Below are 19,837 nucleotides of genomic sequence, written 5' to 3'. Positions count from 1 at the left end.
CGGCCCTATCGCCGGCAAGCCAGCTCCCACAGGTACACCACAGGTTTCAGATACTGTGGTTCTTCTGTGGGAGTTGGCTTGCCGGCGATAGGGTCGGTTCAGGTTAAAGCCGGATCAAGGCAACTGGTCGTCCAGTTTCTTGTGCTTCCAGCCATCATTGCCCGGCAGGATCAGGTTAAGGGCAATTGCCACGATGGCGCACAGGGCGATGCCCTTCAGGCCCCAGTCATCCGGGCCGTCACCGCTGCCGATCAGCACCCCGCCGATACCAAACACCAAGGTTACCGACACGATCACCAGGTTGCGCGCTTCGGCCAGGTCGATCTTGTGGCGGATCATGGTGTTCATGCCCACCGCCGCGATCGAACCGAACAGCAGGCACAGAATGCCGCCCATCACGGGTACCGGGATGCTTTGCAGCAGCGCGCCGAACTTGCCGATGAACGCCAGGGTAATGGCGAAGACCGCCGCCCAGGTCATGATTTTCGGGTTGTAGTTCTTGGTCAGCATCACCGCGCCAGTCACTTCGGCGTAGGTGGTGTTGGGCGGGCCGCCGAACAGGCCGGCTGCCGTGGTGGCCAGGCCGTCACCCAGCAAGGTGCGGTGCAGGCCAGGCTTTTTCAGGTAGTCACGGCCGGTCACGCTACCGACCGCAATCACCCCGCCAATGTGCTCGATCGCCGGTGCCAGGGCAACCGGGACGATAAACAGGATGGCCTGCCAGTTGAATGCTGGTGCAGTGAAGTTAGGGATTTCCAGCCACGGTGCAGCGGCGATCTTCGCCGTGTCGACCACGCCAAAGGCGAAGGCCAGGGCAAAGCCCACCAGCACGCCGGAGATGATCGGTACCAGGCGGAAAATGCCCTTGCCGAACACGGCGACGATCAAGGTGGTCAGCAGGGCTGGCATGGAGATCAGCATGGCGGTCTTGTACGGCATCAGTGCTGCGCCGTCCCCACCTTTGCCCATCGCCATGTTGGCAGCGATCGGTGCCATGGCCAGGCCGATGGAGATGATTACCGGGCCGATAACCACAGGCGGTAGCATGCGGTCGATGAAACCGGTGCCTTTGATTTTTACCATCAGGCCCATGAAGGTGTACACGAAACCTGCAGCCATCACGCCGCCCATGGTCTCGGCCAGGCCGAACTGGCCCTTGGCGAGGATGATCGGGGTGATGAAGGCAAAGCTGGAGGCCAGGAACACCGGTACCTGGCGGCCGGTAACCAGCTGGAACAGCAGCGTGCCGATGCCGGCAGTGAACAACGCGACGTTCGGGTCGAGGCCGGTGATCAGTGGCATCAGCACCAACGCGCCAAATGCCACGAAGAGCATCTGCGCGCCCGAAACGACCTGGCGCCAGAGCGGGTCGTTGAAGCCGTCCTGCATGGTCAGGCGTCCTTTTGCTTGGTGCCGAAGATCTTGTCACCGGCATCGCCCAGGCCCGGCACGATGTAGCCGTGTTCGTTCAGGCGCTGGTCGATCGAGGCGGTGTAGATCTTCACGTCCGGGTGGGCTTTTTCCACCACTTCGATGCCTTCTGGCGCGGCGACCAGCACCATGGCGCGGATCTCCTTGCAGCCGGCCTTTTTCAGCAGGTCGATGGTAGCGACCATCGAAGCGCCGGTGGCCAGCATCGGGTCGATGATCAGGGCCAGGCGCTGGTTGATGTCAGGCGCGAGCTTTTCCAGGTAGGTATGGGCTTCGAGGGTTTCTTCGTTTCGGGCAACGCCGACGGCACTGACCTTGGCACCTGGGATCAGGCTGAGCACGCCGTCGAGCATGCCGATGCCGGCGCGCAGGATGGGGACTACGGTAATCTTCTTGCCGGCGATTTTTTCAACTTGCACCTTGCCACACCAGCCGTCGATCTCGTAGGTTTCGAGTGGCAGGTCCTGGGTGGCTTCATAGGTCAGGAGCGCGCCGACTTCCTGGGCGAGTTCGCGAAAATTCTTGGTGCTGATATCGGCACGGCGCATCAGGCCGAGCTTGTGGCGGATCAGCGGGTGGCGGATCTCACGAGTGGGCATAGGGGGGCTCCGAAAGGCGGGCAAAAAAACCGCGCTAGATTAATCTATTCAGCCTGTGCTGTCGTCTGGTCATTCTGGACGTTAGTCCATAAATGCTTGATCTGGGACGAGCGGATGCGTACCTTTGCCCGCTTTTCCAAAATGCCCCCCCGGAGAGCGCCATGTCCGCCGATCTCGAGCACATCCGTCAAGTCATGCGTGAAGCTGACTGCCTGTACACCGAAGCCGAAGTCGAAGCGGCCATCGCCAAAGTCGGCGAGCAGATCTGCAAGGACCTGCACGACAAGAACCCGGTGGTGTTCTGCGTGATGAACGGTGGCCTTATCTTCTCCGGCAAACTGCTGACCCACCTGCAGTTCCCACTGGAAGCCTCGTACCTGCACGCTACCCGCTACCGCAACCAGACCAGCGGCGGTGAGCTGTTCTGGAAGGCCAAGCCGGAAGTGTCGTTCATCGACCGCGATGTGCTGATCGTCGACGACATCCTCGACGAAGGCCACACCCTCAGCGCCATCATCGAGTTCTGCAAGCATGCCGGCGCGCGCTCGGTGCACACCGCGGTCCTGATCGACAAGGACCACGACCGCAAGGCCAGCCCGGACCTCAAGGCCAACTACGTGGGCCTGCCGTGTGTCGACCGCTACATCTTCGGTTACGGCATGGACTACAAAGGCTACTGGCGCAATGCCAACGGCATTTTCGCCGTCAAGGGGCTTTAATCCAGCGCCGCCCTGCATGCTAGAGTGCTCCTTCATTCAAGGAGCCTCACATGCGTGCGATTCTTCCCCTCCTGCTGGCGGTCAGCCTGCCACTCGCCGCCGCACCGCTGCACAGCCAGTTCCTGCCGCCTGACGACCAGTCCCTGCGCCAGGAAGCGCCGACCGGCCAGCAACTGCTGCAGGTGACCGACTACTCGGTGGTGGTGGGGGCCCAGCGCCAATCCGACCAGCAGCCGATCCCGATCACCTCGTCGTTGCAGGTGCGCCTGAAGGGCAAGCCGTTGAGCAAGGGCGCGACCATCGCCCAGGTGTTGTTGACCTTCGACGGCGAAGCGGCCAAGAGCTTGAAGAAGCCCATGTATGACGAAAAAAGCCGCACCTTGAGCCTGAATTACCCGCTCAGTGACTACCGGGTAATCATGGACCTGCTGCGTAACGAGACCCTGTACGTGCAGTTTCTCACCTATGGCAACGGCCACATCTGGGCCGATCTGCACACCGGTACCGTACGTACGCGTTGAGCCACGCGGCCTGCGAGGGGTAAACTGCCGGCCTTCGAAATCCCGTGATGGTCCAGTTGGAGTCGGCAATGCGTAAAGACAAGAAACAGGTAATCGGCGACGAAATCAGCGACGACTACATCAAGTCGTTCCTTCAGTTCGAACCGGCCGATGGCGTGACCTCTCCTTCGCACCACAAGCTGGTCAAGGCGTACCGCGGGCTGCGTGTCGACGATTTCGAGCGCTTTGTCGGCTTCTTTGTCGAAGCTGGCCTGGACCTGGATGGCAAGGACGAGCACGGCAAGACCTTCGTCGAGCAAATTGCCGACCAGCGCAATGCGCCTGAGTACATCGAGATCATCGACAACGCCCGCGGCTGATTTGTAAGCCTGTACCGGCCTCTTCGCGGCTGAAGCCGCTCCCACAGGTACTCCACAGTTTTCAGCCCTGCGGTAATCCTGTGGGAGCGGCTTCAGCCGCGAAGACGCCGGTACAGGCAGGTAAAGCCTCAGGCGCAAAAAAAACGCCCCGAGGGGCGTTTTTCCGTTATCGGGCGGTTCAGGCGTAGTGCTTGGCCGCCGGGCTGCTTTCCACCAGGTCCAGCGCCACATCGTTGTCGGCACTGATCTTCTGGTACAGGGCAGCATCGGTTGCCAAGGTCTTCTCGCGCGCCGGGAAGATTTCCTTGAGCTTGGCAGCCCAGGCACCTTTGGCCTGCTCGGGGAAGCAGCGCTCGATCAGTTCCAGCATGATCGACACGGTCACCGAAGCGCCTGGCGAAGCACCGAGCAGTGCGGCCAGGCTGCCGTCCTGGGCCGAGACCAGCTCGGTACCAAACTGCAGCACACCGCCTTTTTTCGGGTCTTTCTTGATGATCTGCACGCGCTGACCAGCCACTTCCAGGCGCCAGTCTTCGGCCTTGGCCTGCGGATAGAAGCGACGCAGGGCTTCCAGACGCTGCTCCATAGACTGCATCACTTCGCTGACCAGGTACTTGGTCAGGTCCATGTTGTCACGGGCCACGGCCAGCATCGGGCCGATGTTGCCCATGCGCACCGACAGCGGCAGGTCCATCAGCGAACCGTGCTTGAGGAACTTGGTGGTGAAGCCGGCGTACGGGCCGAACAGCAGCGAAGTCTTGCCGTCCACAACGCGGGTATCCAGGTGCGGTACCGACATCGGCGGGGCGCCTACGGCGGCCTGGCTGTAGACCTTGGCCTGGTGCTGCTTGACGATTTCCGGGTTGTCGCAACGCAGCCACTGGCCGCTGACCGGGAAGCCGCCAAAGCCTTTGCTTTCCGGGATGCCGGACACTTGCAGCAGCGGCAGGGCCGCGCCGCCGGCGCCGAGGAAGACGAAGCGGGCGTCGACTTCGCGGCTGCCGCCGCTGTTGACGTCCTTGATGCTCACGGTCCAGCCGTTGCCGTTACGGCGCAGGCCGACGACCTTCTTGCTGTATTTCACCTGCGCGTCCGGCGAGTCGCCCAGCAGCTTGAGCAGCTTGTTGGTCAGGGCGCCGAAGTTGACGTCGGTGCCTTTGGCTACACGGGTAGCAGCAATGTGCTGGTCGGCCGGGCGGCCTGGCATCATCAGCGGCATCCAGTCGCTCATCACCGCCTTGTCTTCGGTGTATTCCATGTCAGCGAAGGCATGGTGCTGCTTGAGCAGCTCGAAGCGCTTCTTGAGGAAGGAAACACCCTTGTCACCCTCGACGTAGCTCAGGTGCGGGACAGGGTTGATGAACGCACGCGCCGAGCCGAAGTTGCCCTTCTTGCTCAGGTAGGCCCAGAACTGGCGCGACACCTCGAACTGGGCGTTGATGTGCACGGCCTTCTTGATGTCGATGCTGCCATCGGCGGCCTGGGGCGTGTAGTTAAGCTCGCACAGACCAGCGTGGCCGGTGCCTGCGTTGTTCCAGGGGTTGGAGCTTTCCGCGGCTCCGGAGTCCATCGCCTCGACGACCTCAAGCTTCAGGGTCGGGTCAAGCTCCTTCAGCAGTACGGCCAGGGTGGCACTCATGATGCCCGCGCCTACCAGTACTACATCAACCGATTCGTTCTGCGCCATTTAACGCGTCTCCACAATCTACAGCTACCTAATTGACAGCATAGGACCTGGGGTAGCCAGGGTCGCCATGTCCGACTTTTCGCAGTTCTTGCAACTTCCGCGGACACCGCCAATCAGTCTTCGGGTTCAGCTATTGAACGCCGTTTGCCACGGGTGCGGCAATTCGACTTATGGTCAAGGTGTCGTGCGTGCGTTATGGAACGGTTCAGACACTCATACGGGATGAGCGCATTTGCCGCCTGTTCAGGGCTGTTCGGGACACATCTGCCGCTTTTGCACATGCCAGACTGTTCATTTGCTCGCCACACTCTTGTGAAGTTGTGAAAACCGTTTTTTCACGCTCTTTTGGAGACGTGAACCTCAAAAGGGGACTGCGCGATGGCAACCCGCAGGTTCATGCAGTGTGAAGGGCCGGAAAAGCAGGCACGACAGCCGATGCAAGACCTGAGTGGAAGGCTCTCTGTGGGCGAAGCGGGTGAAGTTGCCGGGGTCAATCGGCGAGTGCGGGGCCCGATCAGGAGACGTCCTTATAATCGGGGGGAGATTATAGCGATGTCGCGGGCAGAAATGTCGCCATTCGTGGTTTTTATTGCAGCGTTTGTCAGGCCGCGAGGATGCGCTGGTGCCAGCGGCGGCTTGCGCGGGCGCAAACCCGGGCGTCGGCGGGCAGCTCGCGGCCCAGCCAGGCCAGCTGGATTTCACCGACCTGGACCCAGCCGCTGCCGCTTGGCACCTGGCTGCATTGCTTGAAAGCCAGGCATTTGCCTTGGCCATCGAGGCGGGCGTAGGTGTTGTGGCGCGGGCGTTGGAAGAGCAGGGTCCAGAGCGAGGCCATGGCGGCGAGTCCTTTGCGTGAGGGCTTGGCGCAAGGATAAGGGCGGGACCATGAAACGATTGTGACAAGCGGGTCGGGCCGATGACTGGTCTGTGCCTGGCTAGGTATACTGTGGGCCTTTGCCGCATTTTCTGGAGAAACGCGCATGTTGCAACGTCTGTTGTTCGGTTTGATTGCCGTGGCCAGCCTCAGCCTGGTCGGTTGTGCCCACAGCCCGCAACAACTCAACCCGCAACCCACGCTCAAGGCCCAGCTCGCCCCTGTGGGTCACGGCCAGCCGGTCGTGGTGCGGGTGGTTGACGGCCGGCCTTCGCAATCCTTGGGCACCCGTGGTGGCATGTACCCTGAGACCAGCACCATCAGCGTCAGCGGTAACGACGTGGTACCCAAGCTGCAGGCCCAGGCCGAAGCTGCCGTGCGCCTGCTGGGCTTCACCCCGACGCCGAATGCCTCTGGTGCCCCCCAGCTGACAGTGACCCTGGCCGAGCTGAAATATCAGTCGCCCAAAGACAACCTGTACGTGACCGAGGCTACCATCGGCGCCACCTTCCGCGCCGACGTGCGCAATGGCGGGCGCAGCTACAGCGGCCGCTACGGCGCTTCGCTGGACCAGCGTTTCGGCATGGCGCCGAACCAGGACACCAATACCCAGCTGGTGGGTGATGTGCTGAGCGATGCCCTGACCCGCCTGTTCAAAGACCCGACCATCGGGCAGGTGCTGGGCCAGTAAGCGTTTGGCTGGATGAAAAAACCCGCTCCCTGTGCCAGGTAGCGGGTTTTTTGTTGCCTGTGCTGGCCTCTTCGCGGGTAAACCCGCTCCCACAGGTACAGCGCAGGCCTCGGATTCGGTGCGGTCCCTGTGGAGCGGGTTCACCCGCGAAGAGGCCGGTTCAGGCTTACGCTGCTTCCACGTAGAAATCCAGCAAGCTAAAGCCCGTCCCGGCATCGACCTCTGGCAAATCTTTATGTACATGACCGCCCAGCGCACAGTAGACCAACCACTGGCGGTCCTGCACATTGATGGCAAAACCATCGATCAACGCCTGTTGTTCATCGCTCTGGGCCACGAGGTAGAGGCGGTCCTGGTTTTCGGCGTGCAGCATGAACAAGCTCCGGATGATGAGAGGCCGACAGGGTGGCCTGTTCAGATGACGAGCGAATGACAGATGAAATTTAATGACACTTTGTCGCCCATGCCGGGCGCCGAAGAGCGACTTGGGTAGAATGCGTGCCTTTGCCGCTGCTCACACTGAGGTTGCGTGATGTCCTTGCAAGTGCTCTGGGGGTTCCTGGCCGCCCATCCCACCAAGTTGATCAACCTGCTGGCGCTGCTGCTGACCTGCCCGGGCGGGTTGCTGCTGCACAGCGCACGGCGGCGCGAGGCCGAGACCCGCGAATACATGGCTGTGGAGGAGGGGGTGGTGGACGCGTTCGACCTGCGGGTGCCACGCTACTTCTACATTCTCGGTTTTTCGTGCTTGGCGATGGCGTTGCTGTTGTCCTGGTTCAGTACCTGGGTCTGAGAACCATTGGGGCCGCGTTGCGGCCCATCGCGACACAAGGCCGCTCCCACAGGGAATTGCGTAATCCTTTGGGAGCGGCCTTGTGTCGCGATTGGGCTGCAACGCAGCCCCCGGGATCGATCAGGCGACCGGCGTCTGCTGCCTGACCTGATACTGGTTACGCACCGGCGTCGCATACTGCAACACCAGGTAAGGCCGCTGCTCTTCGGGGCAGGCATCCAGGCGGCGTTGCCATTCTTCCTTGGCCTTGGCCAGCTCATCCGCCGGGAACACCTTCTCGGCACTCGGCACCTGCAGCGCCTCATCCTTGCTGTCCCACATCGCATACGCCAGGTAATGCACCGGGAACAGGCGGTAGCTGCCAAGGATCTGCCGGTCGATTTCCGCTGCCAGCTGCTTGGTGTCCTCGTAGTACGCGGTCACCGGCGGGGTGAACGTGATGTGCACCCGGCCCTTGTAGCCGGTAATGCCCTTGGCGATGCTGTTGTCATCCTCGCCGGGTGCCTTCTTGTAGGTACCGGTGGTGGCGCGGATGTAAAGCTCGCGGGCTTTGGCCTGGTCGCACGGGTCGTATTCGTAGCTGATCGACACCGGCGTCAGGTTAAGGCTCTGGATCACCGCACCGAACGGCTCGTCCTTGCGGCTCATGTGGAACATCTTGAGGATCGCCGAATCGGTGCGGTCGTCACCGTCCTTGGCGCGGCCTTCGGCCTGGGCGATCCAGATCGACGTGGCGTCGTTGCGGATCGAGTGGCTGATGTAGGCCGAGAGCAACTGATAGGCTGCCAGCTTCTCGCGACGCCCGCTGATCGAACGGTGCACGATGAAGCTTTTGTTCAGGCGCATCATGTCGCTGACAAAAGGCTTTTGCAGCAGGTTGTCACCAATGGCAATGCGAGGGGTGGGCAAGCCTGCGTGGTACACCGCGTAGTTGACGAAGGCCGGGTCCATGACGATGTCACGGTGGTTGGCCAGGAACAGGTAGGCGGTGCCGGCCTTGAGCTGTTCCACGCCCGAATAGGTAACGCCGTCGGTGGCGCGGTCGATGGTCTGGTCGACGTAGTATTCGACTTTGTCCTGCAGGGTCGAAACGCAGGTGACGCCGGCGAATTCCTTGCGCAGGCGACGGGCAATCAGCGGCTTGAGCAACCAGCCGAGAGCACCGGCCGCACGCGGGAAGCGGAAGTGGGTGAGGATATCGAGGAATGCCGGGTCGCTGAGCAGGCGTGCCAGAACGGCAGGGACCTCAGCGTCGTCGTACGGTCGGATGGCATCGAATTCGCCCATCATGCTCTCTTGTTGGAAACGGCTAGGGTAATAAGGTAGGGCGGGCTCCGAAAAACGGCTCGGACACACACAGGCCCTGTAAACAGACCGGCAATTATACGCATAAGTCACCCCGGAGGCCGCGATGCTGGAAACTGCGAACTACGATTGCCCTTATTGTGGCGAAGAAGTCGAAACCACGGTGGACCTGTCCGGTGGCGATCAGGAGTACATCGAGGACTGCCAGGTGTGCTGCAAGCCTATTCGCTTCGTGCTGCAGGTTCATGGCGAGGAGTGGATGCTGGACGTCTTCGGTGAGAACGACTGATGCGGCGTATCTACGAACCTGAAAACCTGCTCGAAGCCGAAATGCTGGTCGGTATGCTGGCCAGTGAAGGCATCAACGTGCAGCTGGTGGGCCGTGACTTGATGGGGGGTGTGGGCGAACTGCCGCTGCAAGGCCTGCTCGGGCTTGCGGTGGCGGATGAGCAGGCCGAGTACGCACGGCAGCTGATCGATGCGTACAATGATGCCCAGCCACTGGTTGGCGACGAACCGGAGAGCTTCCCCGGTACCTTGATCTGCTAGGTTCTGAATTCGCCCATGTGTGGACGTTATGCCCTGTTTCGCTGGCCCCAGGCGCTTGCCAGCCTGCCTGGCTTCCCCGAAGGCCAGCCGGCCCAATGGAACATTTCGCCCGGGGCTTCGGTGCTTATCCAGCGCCAGCTCGACGGCCAGCAGCAACTGGCCAAGGCGCGCTGGGGGCTTACCCCGGCCTGGCTCACAGACCTGTCCCGCACCCCCGCGCATGCCCGCGCCGAAACCCTGGTCGAGCAGCCAATGTTTCGCGATGCTTTTCGCCAGCGTCGCTGCCTGATGCCGGCCAATGGCTTTTACGAGTGGCGTGGCAACGTGCGTAAACGCCCGTACTGGTTGACCCCGGGGGAGGGCTCGTCGCTGTATTTTGCAGCAGTGTGGGAGGCCTACCCGGTGCAGGACCAGGTGTGGCTGAGCTGCGCGGTGGTGACCCAGGCAGCCATGAACCAGCGTCGGCCGCTGATACTGGACGAGGCGGGGCAGGCGGCGTGGCTTGATCCGGATACGCCGGTTACCCGCTTGCATGAGTTGCTGGCCAGCCCCCCGGCCACCTTGCGGGAACGGGCCTTGGCCAATTTCGTCAATGACCCGAAGCTGGATGCGCCGGAGTGCCTGACCCCGGCCTGATGCTCTGCCTGCACTGGCCCTTTCGCGGGCACGCCCGCTCCCACAGGTTGTTCGGTATACCTGGGGGAAATGAATACCTGTGGGAGCGGGCATGCCCGCGAAGAGGCCGGTACAGGTGAAGAAAATCTTCCCTACGGCTATAGCGGGCACTGCTGACTCGGCCTAGGATACGGCGCATGTAAAAAGGGAGTGTTTTCATGCGTAAGTCTTTTGTCGTCAGCCTGTTGAGTGCTGGCATCCTGCTGGCCGGTTGCCAGGCGGTGAACACCACCAGCGGCGGCGCTGTCGGCGTGCAGCGCCAGCAGTACATGTTCAGCATGCTCTCGACCGATGAGGTCAACCAGATGTACGCCCAGTCGTACCAGCAGACCCTGGGTGAAGCATCGAGCAAAGGTGTGCTCGACAAGTCCAGCGCCGATGCCAAGCGTGTGCAGGCAATCGCCAACCGCCTGATCGCCCAGGCGCCCAAGTTCCGCCCGGATGCCGCGCAATGGAACTGGGAAGTCAACGTGATCAAGAGCGACGAGCTGAACGCCAACTGCGGCCCCGGCGGCAAGATCATTGTCTACACCGGGCTGATCGATCAGCTCAAGCTCACCGATGCGGAAATCGCCGCGGTGGTGGGGCACGAGATTGCCCACGCCCTGCGTGAGCACAGCCGCGAGGCCATGTCCAAGGCGTACGGCGTGGAAATGGCCCGTCAGGGGGCCGGTGCCATCTTCGGCCTCGGCCAGGGCAGCATGGCCATGGCCGACACCGTGGTGAACTACGCAATGACCCTGCCCAACAGCCGGGCCAACGAGAACGAGGCCGACCTGATTGGCCTGGAGCTGTCGGCGCGTGCCGGTTACGACCCGAATGCCGCGATCACCTTGTGGAACAAAATGAGCAAGGCTTCCGAAGGCGCACCGCCTGAGTTCATGAGCACCCACCCGGCGTCCGAAAGCCGCATTGCCTCGCTGCAGTCGGCGATTCCGAAGGTGATGCCGCTGTATCAGGCGGCAAAGCAGTAAGACCGCAAGGGGGCTGCTTTGCAGCCCAATCGCCGGCAAGCCAGCTCCCACATGTACTGCACATGGCTTGAAGCCGGTGCGGTCGGGGTGGGAGCTGGCTTGCCGGCGATTGGGGCGCAGAGCGGCCCCTTCTGCAGTCAGCCAACCCAGCCACTTGCTTTCATCGCCGTATAGACCGCCACGATGGCCAGCACGAAGAACGCCGTGGCCGCCAGGCGACGGATCAGGGTCAATGGCAGCTTGTCTGCCGCGAAGTTACCCGCCAGAACCACCGGCACGTTGGCGATCAGCATGCCCAGGGTGGTACCGATGATCACCATGATCAGGTGCGGATACTGCGCCGCCAGCATGACGGTGGCGACTTGGGTCTTGTCACCGATTTCTGCCAGGAAGAACGCGATGAGCGTAGTCAGGAACGGCCCGAAGCGGCGCGCCGGGTTCTCGTCGTCATCCATCTTGTCGGGCACCAGGGTCCACAGCGCAGTGGCGGTGAAGCTCGCGGCGAGGATCCAGTGCAATGCCGAGTCGCTGAAGAAGCTGCCGAACCAGGCACCCACGGCGCCAGCGGCGGCATGGTTGGCCAAGGTGGCGGCGACGATGCCGGCGATGATCGGCCACGGCTTGCGGAAGCGGGCAGCGAGAATGAGCGCGAGCAGTTGCGTCTTGTCGCCGATTTCGGCGAGGGCAACGATGGCGGTGGGGACCAACAGAGATTCCAGCATCAGGTTTCCTACGGGGGCGGGTCGACACGGCTATGACACGTACATCCTCCCCGCCCCGGGTAAGGTGTGCGTGTCATAGGTCTTGTCAAACCCTGGATCCGTCTCTGCGGATCTCTCCATGCAGGCTGGCATGGTGGGTCGCACGCGCCATGGTCTGTTGACCAAGTATGTTGACGCGTACCGGGCGAGCAGGGTGCTCGCGGGAGACTACTCCCCTAGGACGGTGCGGATTCTGCCTAGGCAAAACGCTTTCGGCAAGCGCTGTTTTTATCCGCGTGTTGCCTGATAGATCCGGAAACCGTCAGCGTCGGCGCGCACCTGGCAGTTGCCCAGCGCACCTTCGATCAACGGCTGGTAGCGCAGGAAACTGTTGGCAACAAGGCGCATTTCGCCGCCTTTTCGCAGATGAACGGCCGATTTTTTCAGGAGGTTTTCCGAAGCCTGGTAGTTGGTGTGTACCCCGGTGTGGAACGGAGGGTTACTCAGGATAAGGCTGAGATCGGTCGGTGCCGCGTCGATACCATCCCCGCTGATCACCTCGCCGTCCAGGCCGTTGGCGGCCAGCGTCAGGCGGCTGGCCGCCACGGCGAAGGCATCCACATCCAGCAGGGTTACCCGGCTTTGCGGATAGCGGCGCTTGACCGTTGCGCCCAATACCCCGGCGCCACAGCCGAAGTCCAGCACATGCCCGCTGGGCAGGCCGTCGAGGTGCTTGAGCAGCAGGGCGGTACCGCGGTCGAGGCGCCCGTGGCTGAATACGCCAGGCAGGCTGACCACTTGCAACGGGCCGTCTTCCAGGGCCAGTTCGAAGCGTTCGGCCAGGCTTTCCAGCGGCTTGGCCTCGGGCGCCTGCTCGATGGTCACTTGCCACAGCTGGCAGTGCCGGGCGCTGTCCAGCTTGCGCGGTTTGCCAAAGGCTTGCAGCTGTTTGGCCGCGCCTTCGATGCCGCCGCGCTTTTCGCCGACCAGGTACAGCTCACGGCCGGCCAGGCGCGACGCCAGGGCATTGAGCAGGTAGGCGGCCAGTTCGCGGGACTTGGGCAGGAACAGCACGGCGCTGTCGAAGGGCACTTCAGGCGGTTCGACACCATGGTGGCTGCGGCCGGCAAAGCGGCTGTCGAGCAGGGCCTGATCGCCTGCGTGCCATGTCCAGGCCTGGGCCTGTGGCAATTGGCCGAGCAGGCCATCGGCGGGGGCGCCGGCAATCAGCAGCGGCCCCTGGAACAGCTCTGCCTGGCGGAGCAATACTTCACTGCGCGGGTCCATGGACGACGCCTCCTGGAAAAAAGTGGCGCAGTGTAGCAGAGGCGGCCGCCCCGCTCAGCTGACCACGCGGCGCGGCTGGCCGGCGAAGAAGGCCTGGGCGTTCTCGCTGAGCTGGCCGACGATGCGTTGGCGCGATTCCACTGCTCCCCAGGCGCTGTGCGGGGTGATGATCAGCCGCGGGATGCCGGGTTCGAGCAACGGGTTGCCGTTGACTGGCGGCTCCACGCTGAGCACGTCGGTGGCCGCGCCGCCCAGGTGACCATTGCGCAGGGCATCGGCCAGCGCATGCTCGTCGATCAGGCCGCCACGGGCGGTGTTCACCACCAGCGCACCGGGCTTGAGCAGGGCCAGTTCGCGGGCACCGAGCATGTGCCGGGTGTGCTCGTTCAGCGGGCAGTGCAAAGTCAGGGCGTCTACTTGTGGCAGCAGCTCGTCCAGCGGCAGGCGGTCGGCGCGTTCCGGGCGGCCGGGAATCTGCCCGCTCAGTACGCGCATGCCGAAGGCTTCGGCCAGCCGCGCTACCGCGCCGCCCAGTTCGCCGTGGCCTAGCAGGCCGAGGGTTTTGCCTTCGAGCTCGACGATGGGAAAGTCCAGCAGGCAGAACTGGCTGGCCTTGGCCCACTGGCCGTCGGCTACTGCCTGGTTGTAGTCGCACAGGCGGGTGGCCAGGGCCAGCAGCAGGGCGAGGGTGTGCTGCGCGACGGACGGCGTGCCGTAGCCCTGGCAGTTGCACACCGTGATGCCCTGTGCGCGCGCTGCTGCCAGGTCGACATTGTTGGTGCCGGTGGCGGCCACCAGGATCAGCTTGAGCTGTGGGTTGGCGGCCAGGGCCGCGGCGTCGAGCATGACCTTGTTGCTGACCACCGCCACGGCGCCCTGCAGGCGTTGGCTTACCTGGTCAGGGCGGGTTGCATCGAACAGCTCCAACTCATCGAACTGGCTTCGTAGCGGGGAAAGGTCGAGGTCACCGAGGTCCAGGGAATGGTGATCGAGAAATACGGCGCGACGCGGGCTGGGCATCGGTAAGGCTCCGTTGGCAGGGCAGGGATGATCCATCACCCGGACAATGCCACTCATACCCCGCGCAGCCAAATCATTCCTTCGGCTGATTTAGCCGTCACATTCGCGAACTACAGTGGTTACCAGATTTGTCCGGCCCGCTTTTCAGAAAAGGGATACCCATGCTGCAGACCCGCATCATCAAGCCCACCGAGGGCGCCTACGACTACCCGCTGCTGATCAAACGCCTTTTGATGTCCGGCAGCCGTTATGAAAAGACCCGCGAAATCGTCTACCGCGACCAGTTGCGCCTGACGTACCCACAGCTCAACGAGCGCATTGCGCGCCTGGCCAATGTGCTGACCGAGGCTGGGGTAAAGGCGGGTGACACCGTGGCGGTAATGGACTGGGACAGCCACCGCTACCTGGAGTGCATGTTCGCCATCCCGATGATCGGCGCTGTTGTGCACACCATCAACGTGCGCCTGTCGCCCGAGCAGATCCTCTACACCATGAACCACGCCGAAGACCGCGTGGTGCTGGTCAACAGCGATTTCGTAGGCCTCTACCAGGCCATTGCCGGGCAGCTGACAACCGTTGACAAGACCCTGCTGCTGACCGATGGCCCGGACAAAACGGCCGAGCTGCCCGGCCTGGTGGGCGAGTACGAGCAGCTGCTGGCAGCCGCCAGCTCGCGCTACGACTTCCCGGACTTCGATGAAAACTCGGTGGCCACCACCTTCTACACCACCGGCACCACCGGCAACCCCAAGGGCGTGTACTTCACCCATCGGCAACTGGTACTGCACACCTTGGCCGAAGCTTCGGTCACCGGCAGCATCGACAGCGTGCGCCTGCTGGGCAGCAACGACGTGTACATGCCCATCACCCCGATGTTCCATGTGCATGCCTGGGGCATTCCCTACGCCGCCACCATGCTGGGCATGAAGCAGGTGTACCCGGGGCGCTACGAGCCGGACATGCTGGTCAAGCTGTGGCGCGAAGAAAAGGTCACGTTCTCCCATTGCGTGCCGACCATCCTGCAGATGCTGCTCAACTGCCCCAACGCGCAAGGGCAGGACTTCGGCGGCTGGAAAATCATCATCGGCGGCAGCTCGCTCAACCGTTCGCTGTACCAGGCTGCCCTGGCGCGTGGTATTCAGCTGACCGCCGCGTATGGCATGTCCGAAACCTGCCCGCTGATCTCCGCTGCGCACCTGAACGACGAGCTGCAGGCCGGCAGCGAGGATGAGCGCGTCACCTACCGCATCAAGGCAGGCGTACCGGTGCCACTGGTCGAGGCGGCCATTGTCGATGGCGACGGCAACTTCCTGCCGGCAGACGGCGAGACCCAGGGCGAGCTGGTGCTGCGTGCGCCGTGGCTGACCATGGGCTACTTCAAGGAGCCGGAAAAGAGCGAGGAACTGTGGCAGGGGGGCTGGTTGCACACCGGCGATGTTGCCACCCTCGACGGCATGGGCTACATCGACATCCGTGACCGCATCAAGGATGTGATCAAGACCGGTGGCGAGTGGGTGTCTTCGCTCGACCTGGAAGACCTGATCAGCCGTCACCCGGCCGTGCGCGAAGTGGCGGTGGTGGGGGTGGCCGACCCGCAATGGGGCGAGCGCCCGTTTGCCCTGCTGGTGGTGCGCGAAAGCCAGGCCATCGATGCCAAGGCGCTCAAGGACCATCTCAAGCCATTTGTCGAGCAAGGGCACATCAACAAGTGGGCGATTCCTAGCCAGATTGCCGTTGTTACTGAAATTCCCAAGACCAGTGTCGGCAAGCTCGACAAGAAACGCATCCGCCAGGACATCGTCCAGTGGCAGGCCAGCAACAGCGCGTTCCTTTCCACGCTGTGACCGCCGTGCGGGTCGCCAACGTCAGAACGCGACCCGCACGCTAGAGGCCTCGGCGCCTTGCCAAATGGCAGAAATGCGCCATCCTTGAGTTCTGCCAGCCCGCAACCGGGACAACACTGCAGCGAGTTGGCGGCATGGAGCGCAAATCACACTTTAGAGGGATCAAGCGCCTGTGCCTTGCTGGCTATAGTCGGGGCCAGGGGATTTTCAGGAATGGGGGAGGGCGATACGCGCAAGCCGTGTCGCCGCAGGTGCAAACCTGCAAACCGGTCGCTCGGGCCGTTCTTGAAAGGACTCACTGCCATAACAATAAAGTACATGGAGTAGCGTCGATGAAATCTGCAAACCTGTTCTGGCGCCGGGCCAAGTTGCCCCTGGCCGTCAGCCTTGCTTCCACGCTCGCAAGTCCTGCTTTCGCTGTCAGTTTCAACATTGGTGAAATCGAAGGCCAGTTCGACTCGTCGCTCTCCATCGGCGCCAGCTGGTCGACAGCCAACCCCAACAAGAACCTGATCGGGGTGAACAACGGCGGCAAGGGCCTGTCGCAGACATCCGACGACGGCCACCTGAACTTCAAGAAGGGCGAAACGTTCTCCAAGATCTTCAAGGGCATCCATGACCTGGAACTCAAATACGGCGATACCGGCGTGTTCGTGCGCGGCAAGTACTGGTACGACTTCGAACTGAAGGACGAAGGCCGCGAGTTCAAGGACATCAGCGACTCCGGCCGCAAGGAAGGCGCCAAGTCGTCCGGCGCGCAGTTGCTCGACGCCTTTGTCTACCACAACTATTCCATCGGCGATCAGCCGGGCTCGGTACGCCTGGGCAAGCAGGTGGTGAGCTGGGGTGAGAGTACCTTCATCGGCGGCGGCATCAACTCGATCAACCCCATCGACGTGTCGGCGTTCCGCCGCCCAGGGGCCGAGATCAAGGAAGGCCTGATCCCGGTCAACATGTTCTATATCTCGCAAAGCCTCACCGACAACCTGTCGGCCGAAGCCTTCTACCAGATCGAGTGGGACCAGACGGTTGTTGATAACTGCGGTACGTTCTTCTCGCAGCCGGACATCATTGCCGACGGCTGTACCGACAACCTGCGCGTGCTCAACAGCAGCCGCACGGTGCCCGGCGCGGCCCAGCAGTTCCTCGCCTCCCGGGGCGTGAACATCAATGAGGAAGGGGTGATGGTGCGCCGCGGCGCCGACCGTGATGCCCGCGACAGCGGCCAGTTCGGCGTGGCACTGCGCTACATGTTCGACCCGCTGGACACCGAGTTCGGCGCCTACTTCATGAACTACCACAGCCGCGCACCGATCTTCAGTGCCACCGGCGCCCCACCATCGGTGTTCGCCGGCCTGAGCGCGCTGCCTGCCCAGTTGCGGGCGCTGGCACCGCTGATTGTGGCCGGCAACTCCGAGTACTTCGTCGAGTACCCCGAAGACATCCGCCTGTACGGCCTGAGCTTCTCCACTACGCTGCCTACAGGTACGGCCTGGAGTGGTGAAGTCAGCTATCGCCCCAATGCCCCCGTACAACTGAATACCACCGACATCCTGTTCTCGGGCGTGCGTCCGATTGGTGGCGCACTGACCAACGCTTCGCTGCTCTCCGGTACCCCCGGCCAAGACCTGCACGGCTACCGTCGTAAGGAAATCACCCAGTTCCAGACCACCCTGACGCACTTCTTCGACCAGGTAATGGGCGCCAGCCGCATGACCGTGGTGGGCGAAGTTGGGGTAACCCACGTTGGCGGCCTGGAAAACGCCCGCGAGACCCGCTATGGCCGTGACCCGGTCTTCGGGCCTGGCCCGCTGCCTGCCACTGGCGGTGCGGACACCTGCCAGGCACTCAATGCAAGCACCATCGCCGGCGCAGGTGCCGGGGCATCCACCACCAACCTGAATCGCAAATGCGAAAACGACGGCTACACCACCAGCACCTCCTGGGGTTACCGCGCGCGGGTCATCTGGGACTACAACGATGTCTTTGCCGGCGTAAACCTCAAGCCCAGCGTGGCCTGGTCGCATGACGTCTCTGGCTACTCGCCCGGCCCTGGTGCCAACTTCGAGGAAGGCCGCAAGGCAGTCAGCCTGGGCCTGGACGCCGAGTACCAGAACACCTACACGGCGAGCCTGTCGTACACCAACTTCTTCGATGGCAAGTACAGCACCGTGGATGACCGTGACTTCGTCGCGCTCAGCTTCGGCGTGAACTTCTAAGCATACAGATCCAGGACGACACGACATGAACAAGACCAGAAGTCTGCTGCAAGCTGGTGTACTGGGCCTGTCCCTGCTGGCGACCAGCGTCATGGCTGCGGTATCCGCCGACGAGGCGGCCAAGTTGGGCAGTACCCTGACCCCGATGGGGGCTGAAAAGGCCGGCAACGCCGATGGCTCGATCGGCCCTTGGGAGCCGCTGTCGAAGAGTGCGGGCAGCGTCGACGGCAAGGGTTTCCTGGCCGACCCGTATGGCAGTGAAAAGCCGCTGTTCACCATCACTGCGCAAAACGCCGAGCAGTACAAGGACAAGCTTTCGCCGGGCCAGATGGCCATGCTCAAGCGCTACCCGGACACCTTCAAGATCCCTGTATTCAAAACCCATCGCGGCTCCACGGTACCTGCGGACGTGTTCGCCGCCATCAAGAAAAACGCCACCCAGACCACGCTGACGGAAGGCGGCAACGGTTTGAACAACTTCAACACGGCGGTGCCGTTCCCGATCCCGAAAACCGGCCTGGAAGTGATCTGGAACCACATCACCCGTTACCGGGGGGGCAGTGTCAGCCGCCTGGTGATCCAGGCCACGCCACAGCAGAACGGCTCTTTCAGCCCGGTTTACTTCTCCGACCAGTTCGTCTTCCGCGACAGGATGAAGGATTACGACCCGAACAACCCAGGCAACATCCTGTTCTACTTCAAGCAGGAAGTAACCGCGCCAGCGCGCCTGGCCGGGACCGTGCTGCTGGTGCACGAAACCCTCGACCAGGTGAAGGAGCCGCGCAAGGCGTGGATCTACAACGCCGGCCAGCGTCGCGTGCGCCAGGCGCCGCAAGTGTCGTACGACGGCCCGGGTACCGCCGCCGACGGCCTGCGTACCTCGGACAACCTGGACATGTTCAACGGTGCGCCAGACCGCTACGACTGGAAGCTCGAAGGCAAGAAGGAGCTGTACATCGCCTCCAACGCCTTCAAGCTGGATGACCCCAAGCTGAAGTACGCCGACATCATCAAGGCCGGGCACATCAACCAGGACCTGTCCCGTTACGAGCTGCGCCGCGTCTGGCACGTGGTCGCAACCCTGAAGCCGGGCCAGCGGCACATCTACGCCAAGCGAGACTTCTACATCGATGAGGACACCTGGCAGGCCGCAGTGATCGACCAGTACGACGGCCGTGGCCAGCTGTGGCGCGTGTCCGAGGCCCATTCCCAGCCGTATTACAACAAAGAGGTGCCTTGGTACACCCTGGAAACCATCTACGACCTGCAGTCGGGTCGTTACCTGGCCCTGGGCATGAAAAACGAAGAGAAGCGCGCCTACGACTTCGGCTTCAGCGCCAGCAAGGCCGACTTCCAGCCTGCGGCGTTGCGCCAGTCGGGTATTCGTTGATCTGAAAACCCTCCACTCCGTGTGATCCCCAGAACGCCCCGGCCTGCCCGGGGCGTTTCTGTTTCCTGCTCCGGCGATAATTTCCAGTCAAACACAGGCCCTGTAGGAGCAGCCTTGTGCTGCGAAGAGGCCATTGCAGCCGAAGAGAGTCTTTAGCCTTACCGGCCTCTTCGCAGCACAAGGCTGCTCCTACCGCTAC

21 protein-coding genes and 1 riboswitch are annotated in these 19,837 nt (G+C 62.5%); of the genes, 12 read left to right on the top strand and 9 right to left on the bottom strand.

Annotated elements, in window-relative coordinates:
* Positions 1 to 114: 114 nt before the first annotated feature.
* Positions 115 to 1,389 (bottom strand): uracil-xanthine permease family protein, encoded by a 1,275-nt coding sequence (locus ACN6NG_RS25310; RefSeq protein ID WP_016501493.1) that lies wholly within the window; start codon positions 1,387 to 1,389, stop codon positions 115 to 117.
* Positions 1,390 to 1,391: 2 nt separating this feature from the next.
* Positions 1,392 to 2,030: a uracil phosphoribosyltransferase gene (gene upp, locus ACN6NG_RS25305; protein ID WP_016501492.1), complete on the bottom strand. Its 639-nt coding sequence runs from the start codon at positions 2,028 to 2,030 to the stop codon at positions 1,392 to 1,394.
* A 161-nt stretch (positions 2,031 to 2,191) separates the two neighbouring features.
* On the opposite strand from upp, the gene ACN6NG_RS25300 reads away from it, so the two are divergent.
* The 3 genes from ACN6NG_RS25300 to ACN6NG_RS25290 all read left to right on the top strand — a co-directional run bounded on the left by ACN6NG_RS25300 (position 2,192) and on the right by ACN6NG_RS25290 (position 3,629).
* Positions 2,192 to 2,749, top strand: a complete 558-nt coding sequence (locus ACN6NG_RS25300; RefSeq protein WP_016501490.1) for a hypoxanthine-guanine phosphoribosyltransferase — start codon at positions 2,192 to 2,194, stop codon at positions 2,747 to 2,749.
* Positions 2,750 to 2,799: 50 nt separating this feature from the next.
* Positions 2,800 to 3,270, top strand: coding sequence for a hypothetical protein (locus tag ACN6NG_RS25295; RefSeq protein WP_063423733.1), 471 nt, complete (start codon positions 2,800 to 2,802; stop codon positions 3,268 to 3,270).
* A 68-nt stretch (positions 3,271 to 3,338) separates the two neighbouring features.
* Entirely contained in the window at positions 3,339 to 3,629 is a 291-nt protein-coding gene (locus tag ACN6NG_RS25290; protein WP_016501487.1) for a PA4642 family protein, read from the top strand.
* 178 nt (positions 3,630 to 3,807) lie between these two features.
* Here ACN6NG_RS25290 and mqo read toward each other — a convergent pair whose 3' ends face one another.
* Both mqo and ACN6NG_RS25280 read right to left on the bottom strand, forming a co-directional pair.
* Positions 3,808 to 5,316, bottom strand: coding sequence for a malate dehydrogenase (quinone) (gene mqo / locus ACN6NG_RS25285; protein ID WP_474316788.1), 1,509 nt, complete (start codon positions 5,314 to 5,316; stop codon positions 3,808 to 3,810).
* A gap of 601 nt (positions 5,317 to 5,917) precedes the next feature.
* On the bottom strand, positions 5,918 to 6,151 hold the full coding sequence (locus ACN6NG_RS25280) for a hypothetical protein (protein ID WP_016501485.1): 234 nt from the start codon (positions 6,149 to 6,151) through the stop codon (positions 5,918 to 5,920).
* Positions 6,152 to 6,296: 145 nt separating this feature from the next.
* On the opposite strand from ACN6NG_RS25280, the gene ACN6NG_RS25275 reads away from it, so the two are divergent.
* Positions 6,297 to 6,881, top strand: coding sequence for a YajG family lipoprotein (locus ACN6NG_RS25275; protein ID WP_016484885.1), 585 nt, complete (start codon positions 6,297 to 6,299; stop codon positions 6,879 to 6,881).
* A 166-nt stretch (positions 6,882 to 7,047) separates the two neighbouring features.
* Here ACN6NG_RS25275 and ACN6NG_RS25270 read toward each other — a convergent pair whose 3' ends face one another.
* Positions 7,048 to 7,254, bottom strand: a complete 207-nt coding sequence (locus tag ACN6NG_RS25270; protein ID WP_474316785.1) for a hypothetical protein — start codon at positions 7,252 to 7,254, stop codon at positions 7,048 to 7,050.
* A 159-nt stretch (positions 7,255 to 7,413) separates the two neighbouring features.
* On the opposite strand from ACN6NG_RS25270, the gene ACN6NG_RS25265 reads away from it, so the two are divergent.
* Entirely contained in the window at positions 7,414 to 7,674 is a 261-nt protein-coding gene (locus ACN6NG_RS25265) for a hypothetical protein (RefSeq protein ID WP_016484887.1), read from the top strand.
* Positions 7,675 to 7,794: 120 nt separating this feature from the next.
* Here the strand turns inward: ACN6NG_RS25265 and ACN6NG_RS25260 are convergent, their stop codons facing one another.
* Entirely contained in the window at positions 7,795 to 8,961 is a 1,167-nt protein-coding gene (locus tag ACN6NG_RS25260; protein ID WP_063423736.1) for a 1-acyl-sn-glycerol-3-phosphate acyltransferase, read from the bottom strand.
* A gap of 124 nt (positions 8,962 to 9,085) precedes the next feature.
* Between ACN6NG_RS25260 and ACN6NG_RS25255 the strand changes: the two genes are divergently transcribed.
* The 4 genes from ACN6NG_RS25255 (at position 9,086) to ACN6NG_RS25240 (ending at position 11,177) form a co-directional block, all read left to right on the top strand.
* Complete coding sequence (locus ACN6NG_RS25255; protein ID WP_019472473.1) at positions 9,086 to 9,268, top strand: CPXCG motif-containing cysteine-rich protein; 183 nt, start codon at positions 9,086 to 9,088, stop codon at positions 9,266 to 9,268.
* The gene (locus tag ACN6NG_RS25250; protein ID WP_016501480.1) at positions 9,268 to 9,528 is read left to right on the top strand and encodes a putative signal transducing protein; all 261 of its coding nucleotides are present in this window, start codon (positions 9,268 to 9,270) and stop codon (positions 9,526 to 9,528) included. Before ACN6NG_RS25255 ends, ACN6NG_RS25250 begins: the two co-directional genes overlap by 1 nt.
* 15 nt (positions 9,529 to 9,543) lie before the next feature.
* Entirely contained in the window at positions 9,544 to 10,164 is a 621-nt protein-coding gene (locus ACN6NG_RS25245) for an SOS response-associated peptidase (protein ID WP_043200536.1), read from the top strand.
* Between the two features lie 197 nt (positions 10,165 to 10,361).
* On the top strand, positions 10,362 to 11,177 hold the full coding sequence (locus ACN6NG_RS25240) for a M48 family metallopeptidase (RefSeq protein WP_063423737.1): 816 nt from the start codon (positions 10,362 to 10,364) through the stop codon (positions 11,175 to 11,177).
* A 137-nt stretch (positions 11,178 to 11,314) separates the two neighbouring features.
* Here ACN6NG_RS25240 and ACN6NG_RS25235 read toward each other — a convergent pair whose 3' ends face one another.
* From ACN6NG_RS25235 to ACN6NG_RS25225, 3 genes are all read right to left on the bottom strand, one after another.
* Positions 11,315 to 11,899, bottom strand: coding sequence for a TMEM165/GDT1 family protein (locus ACN6NG_RS25235; RefSeq protein ID WP_063423738.1), 585 nt, complete (start codon positions 11,897 to 11,899; stop codon positions 11,315 to 11,317).
* 87 nt (positions 11,900 to 11,986) lie between these two features.
* A riboswitch (yybP-ykoY riboswitch) is annotated at positions 11,987 to 12,127 on the bottom strand.
* A 39-nt stretch (positions 12,128 to 12,166) separates the two neighbouring features.
* Positions 12,167 to 13,165 (bottom strand): class I SAM-dependent methyltransferase, encoded by a 999-nt coding sequence (locus tag ACN6NG_RS25230; protein ID WP_063423739.1) that lies wholly within the window; start codon positions 13,163 to 13,165, stop codon positions 12,167 to 12,169.
* Between the two features lie 54 nt (positions 13,166 to 13,219).
* Positions 13,220 to 14,185 (bottom strand): 2-hydroxyacid dehydrogenase, encoded by a 966-nt coding sequence (locus tag ACN6NG_RS25225; protein ID WP_063423740.1) that lies wholly within the window; start codon positions 14,183 to 14,185, stop codon positions 13,220 to 13,222.
* A 161-nt stretch (positions 14,186 to 14,346) separates the two neighbouring features.
* On the opposite strand from ACN6NG_RS25225, the gene ACN6NG_RS25220 reads away from it, so the two are divergent.
* From ACN6NG_RS25220 to ACN6NG_RS25210, 3 genes are all read left to right on the top strand, one after another.
* Positions 14,347 to 16,029, top strand: a complete 1,683-nt coding sequence (locus tag ACN6NG_RS25220) for a fatty acid--CoA ligase (protein WP_063423741.1) — start codon at positions 14,347 to 14,349, stop codon at positions 16,027 to 16,029.
* A gap of 332 nt (positions 16,030 to 16,361) precedes the next feature.
* A complete protein-coding gene (locus ACN6NG_RS25215) occupies positions 16,362 to 18,248 on the top strand; it encodes a DUF1302 domain-containing protein (RefSeq protein ID WP_063423742.1) in 1,887 nt (628 codons plus the stop codon).
* Positions 18,249 to 18,273: 25 nt separating this feature from the next.
* Positions 18,274 to 19,638, top strand: coding sequence for a DUF1329 domain-containing protein (locus ACN6NG_RS25210; RefSeq protein ID WP_016501472.1), 1,365 nt, complete (start codon positions 18,274 to 18,276; stop codon positions 19,636 to 19,638).
* Positions 19,639 to 19,837 lie beyond the last annotated feature (199 nt).

This window comes from Pseudomonas sp. TSO6, from assembly GCF_056098905.1.
This window is presented reverse-complemented; position numbering and strand designations above follow the sequence as displayed.

What these genes read in the sequence shown, in the direction of transcription:
- ACN6NG_RS25300 (WP_016501490.1), top strand. Translation starts at nt 2,192, where the DNA reads ATGTCCGCCGATCTCGAGCACATCCGTCAAGTCATGCGTGAAGCTGAC.
- ACN6NG_RS25215 (WP_063423742.1), top strand. Translation starts at nt 16,362, where the DNA reads ATGAAATCTGCAAACCTGTTCTGGCGCCGGGCCAAGTTGCCCCTGGCC.
- ACN6NG_RS25230 (WP_063423739.1), bottom strand. Translation starts at nt 13,165, where the DNA reads ATGGACCCGCGCAGTGAAGTATTGCTCCGCCAGGCAGAGCTGTTCCAG.
- ACN6NG_RS25220 (WP_063423741.1), top strand. Translation starts at nt 14,347, where the DNA reads ATGCTGCAGACCCGCATCATCAAGCCCACCGAGGGCGCCTACGACTAC.
- ACN6NG_RS25310 (WP_016501493.1), bottom strand. Translation starts at nt 1,389, where the DNA reads ATGCAGGACGGCTTCAACGACCCGCTCTGGCGCCAGGTCGTTTCGGGC.
- ACN6NG_RS25295 (WP_063423733.1), top strand. Translation starts at nt 2,800, where the DNA reads ATGCGTGCGATTCTTCCCCTCCTGCTGGCGGTCAGCCTGCCACTCGCC.
- ACN6NG_RS25260 (WP_063423736.1), bottom strand. Translation starts at nt 8,961, where the DNA reads ATGGGCGAATTCGATGCCATCCGACCGTACGACGACGCTGAGGTCCCT.
- ACN6NG_RS25245 (WP_043200536.1), top strand. Translation starts at nt 9,544, where the DNA reads ATGTGTGGACGTTATGCCCTGTTTCGCTGGCCCCAGGCGCTTGCCAGC.
- ACN6NG_RS25270 (WP_474316785.1), bottom strand. Translation starts at nt 7,254, where the DNA reads ATGCTGCACGCCGAAAACCAGGACCGCCTCTACCTCGTGGCCCAGAGC.
- ACN6NG_RS25290 (WP_016501487.1), top strand. Translation starts at nt 3,339, where the DNA reads ATGCGTAAAGACAAGAAACAGGTAATCGGCGACGAAATCAGCGACGAC.
- ACN6NG_RS25210 (WP_016501472.1), top strand. Translation starts at nt 18,274, where the DNA reads ATGAACAAGACCAGAAGTCTGCTGCAAGCTGGTGTACTGGGCCTGTCC.
- ACN6NG_RS25275 (WP_016484885.1), top strand. Translation starts at nt 6,297, where the DNA reads ATGTTGCAACGTCTGTTGTTCGGTTTGATTGCCGTGGCCAGCCTCAGC.
- ACN6NG_RS25255 (WP_019472473.1), top strand. Translation starts at nt 9,086, where the DNA reads ATGCTGGAAACTGCGAACTACGATTGCCCTTATTGTGGCGAAGAAGTC.
- ACN6NG_RS25280 (WP_016501485.1), bottom strand. Translation starts at nt 6,151, where the DNA reads ATGGCCTCGCTCTGGACCCTGCTCTTCCAACGCCCGCGCCACAACACC.
- ACN6NG_RS25250 (WP_016501480.1), top strand. Translation starts at nt 9,268, where the DNA reads ATGCGGCGTATCTACGAACCTGAAAACCTGCTCGAAGCCGAAATGCTG.
- upp (WP_016501492.1), bottom strand. Translation starts at nt 2,030, where the DNA reads ATGCCCACTCGTGAGATCCGCCACCCGCTGATCCGCCACAAGCTCGGC.
- ACN6NG_RS25240 (WP_063423737.1), top strand. Translation starts at nt 10,362, where the DNA reads ATGCGTAAGTCTTTTGTCGTCAGCCTGTTGAGTGCTGGCATCCTGCTG.
- ACN6NG_RS25225 (WP_063423740.1), bottom strand. Translation starts at nt 14,185, where the DNA reads ATGCCCAGCCCGCGTCGCGCCGTATTTCTCGATCACCATTCCCTGGAC.
- ACN6NG_RS25265 (WP_016484887.1), top strand. Translation starts at nt 7,414, where the DNA reads ATGTCCTTGCAAGTGCTCTGGGGGTTCCTGGCCGCCCATCCCACCAAG.
- mqo (WP_474316788.1), bottom strand. Translation starts at nt 5,316, where the DNA reads ATGGCGCAGAACGAATCGGTTGATGTAGTACTGGTAGGCGCGGGCATC.
- ACN6NG_RS25235 (WP_063423738.1), bottom strand. Translation starts at nt 11,899, where the DNA reads ATGCTGGAATCTCTGTTGGTCCCCACCGCCATCGTTGCCCTCGCCGAA.